Source organism: Rhodopirellula sp. JB055, from assembly GCF_043100905.1.
GTDB lineage: Bacteria > Planctomycetota > Planctomycetia > Pirellulales > Pirellulaceae > Rhodopirellula.
Genome location: NZ_JBICHO010000124.1, coordinates 1 through 3,613 on the forward strand (window position 1 = coordinate 1; position 3,613 = coordinate 3,613).

Genomic DNA, 3,613 nt, shown 5'->3' on the forward strand with positions numbered 1-3,613 from the left:
CATCGGGATCGATGTAGACCATCCTGTCGTCCTCGTGAAAGCACTCCACCGGGCAAACCGGCAAACACGCTTTGTCTTTGCAGCCAATGCAAGGTTGCGTAACCACCATCGTCATTTTTGTGTCTCCATCAGTGGGATAGGCTTCTAGCCTGTCATGAACGTCGATCACAGGCAGGATGCCTATGCCACAAGGGAAGTGAGAAACCAACGTTGGAACCGGACAGCAGTCGCGAAAAAAATCAGAAAACCTTTGAGTCAATCATGGATCGACCAGACGGTTGGCTGATGCGTGAGTGGAAATCGGGAAACGAACGGGCCGCCGAAGTGTTGCTCGACCGCTACGCGATCCGATTGGTGGCCTTGGTCGCCAGTCGCCTGAACCGTCGCTACCGTTCCTCCATTGATCCGGACGAAGTCGTCCAGTCGGCGATGGGAAGCTTCTTTGACGCGGCAAAACACAGTCGCGTGCAGGTCAGCAGCAACGTTTCTCTCTGGCGACTCTTGGCAACGTTCGCTCGCCGGAAAATGTCGCGGTCCATCGAAAGACTCACTGCCGCCAAGCGAGGTGGGAATCAGACCCGTGTGACGTTGGAAGAGGCCTCAACACAACTCGCTGGCGAAGAGACGCCCGAAGAGGGCGAGCACGTGGATAGGTTTCTCAGCTCCTTGAACACAGAACTCCCCAGCGATCTGTTCGCGATTGTGGAGGGGCTGCTAGCAGATCGGTCGCAGCGTGACATCGCAAACTCACTCGGAATTGATGAGCGGACGGTCCGCCGCCGTCTGACGAGGATCCGCCAAAAGCTAAAAGGGAAATCTCCGCATGAGCCGTTCGCGAACAGCCCCGTTGACGCGTCCTCTCCCTTGCCTCGCGTGGGCTCCAACGAATTCGTGCTGGGCAAGCTGATTGGCAGCGGCGGTTTCGGAAAGGTCTATCACGCGCGGCTGCAATCAGATGAGCGCGGCGTTGCCGTTAAATTCTTGCGAAAAGCGTACTGGCAAAACGATCCTGCGCGGCACTCATTCCTTCGCGAAATCAATATCGCCTCGCAGATCAATCATCCCGGCATCATTCGATACATTGGCCACGGCGAATCTCCCCACGGCGGCCCGTACGTCATCAGTGAATGGATCGACGGCCGGCCACTGCACGCGATGAATGGCGTCACAACAACGCACTTCATCCGCTGGTTGATGCAAGTCTGTGAGACGCTCGACGCGGTGCATCATGCCGGACTGGTTCATGGCGATCTCACACCGAGCAACGTTCTCGTTGACTCGCACGACCGGGTCACGATCACCGACTTCGGATTCTCACAAGCCTCGGATTCTGGCCCGACGTCCGTTCTCGGTGGCACACTGGGGTTCGCTGCCCCGGAACAATTCGATCCGTCTTTCGGTACGATCAGCTATCAAACCGATCTCTATGCGATTGGCGGTTTGGTCCATTGGCATCTGTTCAAGCAACCTCCCCAGTCGGGCGCATCGGCGGCGGAAATGTTGTCGCGAACACTCCAAACGGAAGAACGATTTTTTCCACCGCCAACCGGTGTGCCGCCCGCTCTCCTCCAAATCATGGAAGCGACGCTTGCGCCCGCCCCGGCGGATCGAAAAACAACGCTCTCCCAAATCACAAACCTTCTTCGCAATGCGATCCATTCCAAGCACTCAAGCGAATCAGAGGGAAATGAGCCGAGGAAATCGCATCCGCATGATGCCGTCCCAGTCAACCGGAACCTTTGACAACCAGGAGTACAGCGACCACGGCCAAACCCACTGCGACCAACGTCCGGAATCCGCCGGCGGAAAGCCTTGTGCTGAACCGCTTGCCCACGGCGATTCCAAAAAGTGCGGCGGGAATGATCAACGAAGACTCGATTGCTGATTGCTGGGAGATGTCAGCGGTCGCGAGCAGTCCGACCACCTTGAAAACGGACAAGGCCAACAAGAACTGATTCACAAAGGCCTTGAATTGCTCTTGGTCCCAGTCCTGCTGCAACGCGAAAGCGACGACGGGCGGACCGGGCATCGTGACGGCGCCCATCAGGAATCCCGACGCGATCCCGATTGTCGTCGACCCCGCAACATCGTCCTTTTCCTCCGAGGCCGCGACATCTCTTTCGTCAAACACATCCGTCTTTTCCTCCGTCCGGTTGCGGGCCGCGCCGCGGTTGTAGAACGAGTACGCGATCATCATCAGCAGCGCAACACCGGTGCCACGTGTTAGCCAATCCAGATTGATTGAGTTGAACAACCAGAGCCCCAGCGGCAACCCGACCAAAGCCCCTCCCAGTGCAAACAACAGCGGACGCCAAACAACACCACGACGATAGGCCCAGACAGTCCCCATCTGAACCGGAACCGCACAAAGGCTGACCAGCAAATGAGTGTGCCGGGCGTCGATGACCAAGGGCATCAATCCAATCGCGACAATTCCAAACCCAAAACCGATTCCGCTGTGAACAAAGCCTGCTGAAAAGGCGATGGCAGCCACCAGACCGATCACAACGATCCAGCCTTCGTCGAAACCAATCTCGCCGCCAACCGATTCAGAATCGCTCGCTGGTTGACCAATTGAGCCATCCGCCGCGGCGAGCGACATGTCACTCAACCCAGCACCGAATGCCAGGGACAATAACACGAACAAAATTTTACAGAAGTTCATCGTGAAAGATTTCCTATTGAACACTGGGTGCTTGATTCGTCTGCGACGTTTTCGAAGGCACGTTCACGCAGGGCTTTCATGTCGCCTTCAATCACCTTGTCAGAAAACGGCTGGTAGGGTTGGCGAACCAATTCAGCGAGCGGACCAACCCACGCGTGGAACTGGCCGTCGTTGATCGCATCGAAGATGGAATTGGAAACGAGCGATGGGGAGGATGCGAAATCGCCGAAACCGGCGGCACAGCCCATGTCCGTCTGCGTGGGACCGGGATGAACGCTGATCACGCGAGTCCCCTGTTCCCCCAACAGATCCTTCAGCCCTTGGGTGATGGAGTACGCTGCCGCTTTTGAGGCGCAGTAGGTCGCGAAGTTGGCAGATGCTCTTACCGATGCGACACTATTGAGTTGCACGAGCACACCACCGCCATTTGCCTGGAGGACCGGTGCGAATGCCTGGGCCACTCGCATCAGACCATAAACGTTGATGTTCATTTCATGTTGCAGAGCTTCGATCGCATCGGGCTCCAGCGAATGCTTCATGTTCATCACGCCGGCGTTGTTGATCACGATTTCGACATCCGTCGCCAATTCCGCGGCGTCGACAATCGAATTCGGCTCGTCAAGATCCAGCCGAACTGGCACGACTCGGTCCCCGTGCATTTCGATGAGCGGGGAAACGGTTCGGGGGTTGCGGACCGCTGCGTAGATCTTCTTTGCACCTCGTTCAATGGCATCCTCAAGGATCACTCTTCCGATGCCTCGATTGGCTCCGGTGATCAACATGGTTTTATTGCGTATTTTGTCCATCATAATTCCAACAAGTCTTGATTTGGAGAAAGATTGAGCGATCGATTGGAGCTACTTGGAGACGATTCCGAAGTCGCCTTCCGTGCGGACGTAGAGCAAGGCTTCTTCGTCGGTCGAAATGGCGTGCTCGACCGAGCCTTTG

The 3,613-nt window shown here is 56.4% G+C and carries 3 protein-coding genes; 1 reads left to right on the forward strand and 2 read right to left on the reverse strand.

Going from position 1 to position 3,613, the window contains the following annotated elements:
* Nucleotides 1-261 precede the first annotated feature (261 nt).
* Complete coding sequence (locus ACF8AM_RS05115; RefSeq protein ID WP_392554594.1) at nt 262-1,743, forward strand: sigma-70 family RNA polymerase sigma factor; 1,482 nt, start codon at nt 262-264, stop codon at nt 1,741-1,743.
* Here the strand turns inward: ACF8AM_RS05115 and ACF8AM_RS05120 are convergent.
* Both ACF8AM_RS05120 and ACF8AM_RS05125 read right to left on the reverse strand, forming a co-directional pair.
* Nucleotides 1,727-2,665: a sulfite exporter TauE/SafE family protein gene (locus ACF8AM_RS05120; RefSeq protein ID WP_392554595.1), complete on the reverse strand. Its 939-nt coding sequence runs from the start codon at nt 2,663-2,665 to the stop codon at nt 1,727-1,729. The genes ACF8AM_RS05115 and ACF8AM_RS05120 overlap by 17 nt on opposite strands.
* The gene (locus tag ACF8AM_RS05125) at nt 2,662-3,474 is read right to left on the reverse strand and encodes an SDR family oxidoreductase (protein ID WP_392554596.1); all 813 of its coding nucleotides are present in this window, start codon (nt 3,472-3,474) and stop codon (nt 2,662-2,664) included. The genes ACF8AM_RS05120 and ACF8AM_RS05125 overlap by 4 nt, the downstream gene beginning before the upstream one ends.
* Nucleotides 3,475-3,613 lie beyond the last annotated feature (139 nt).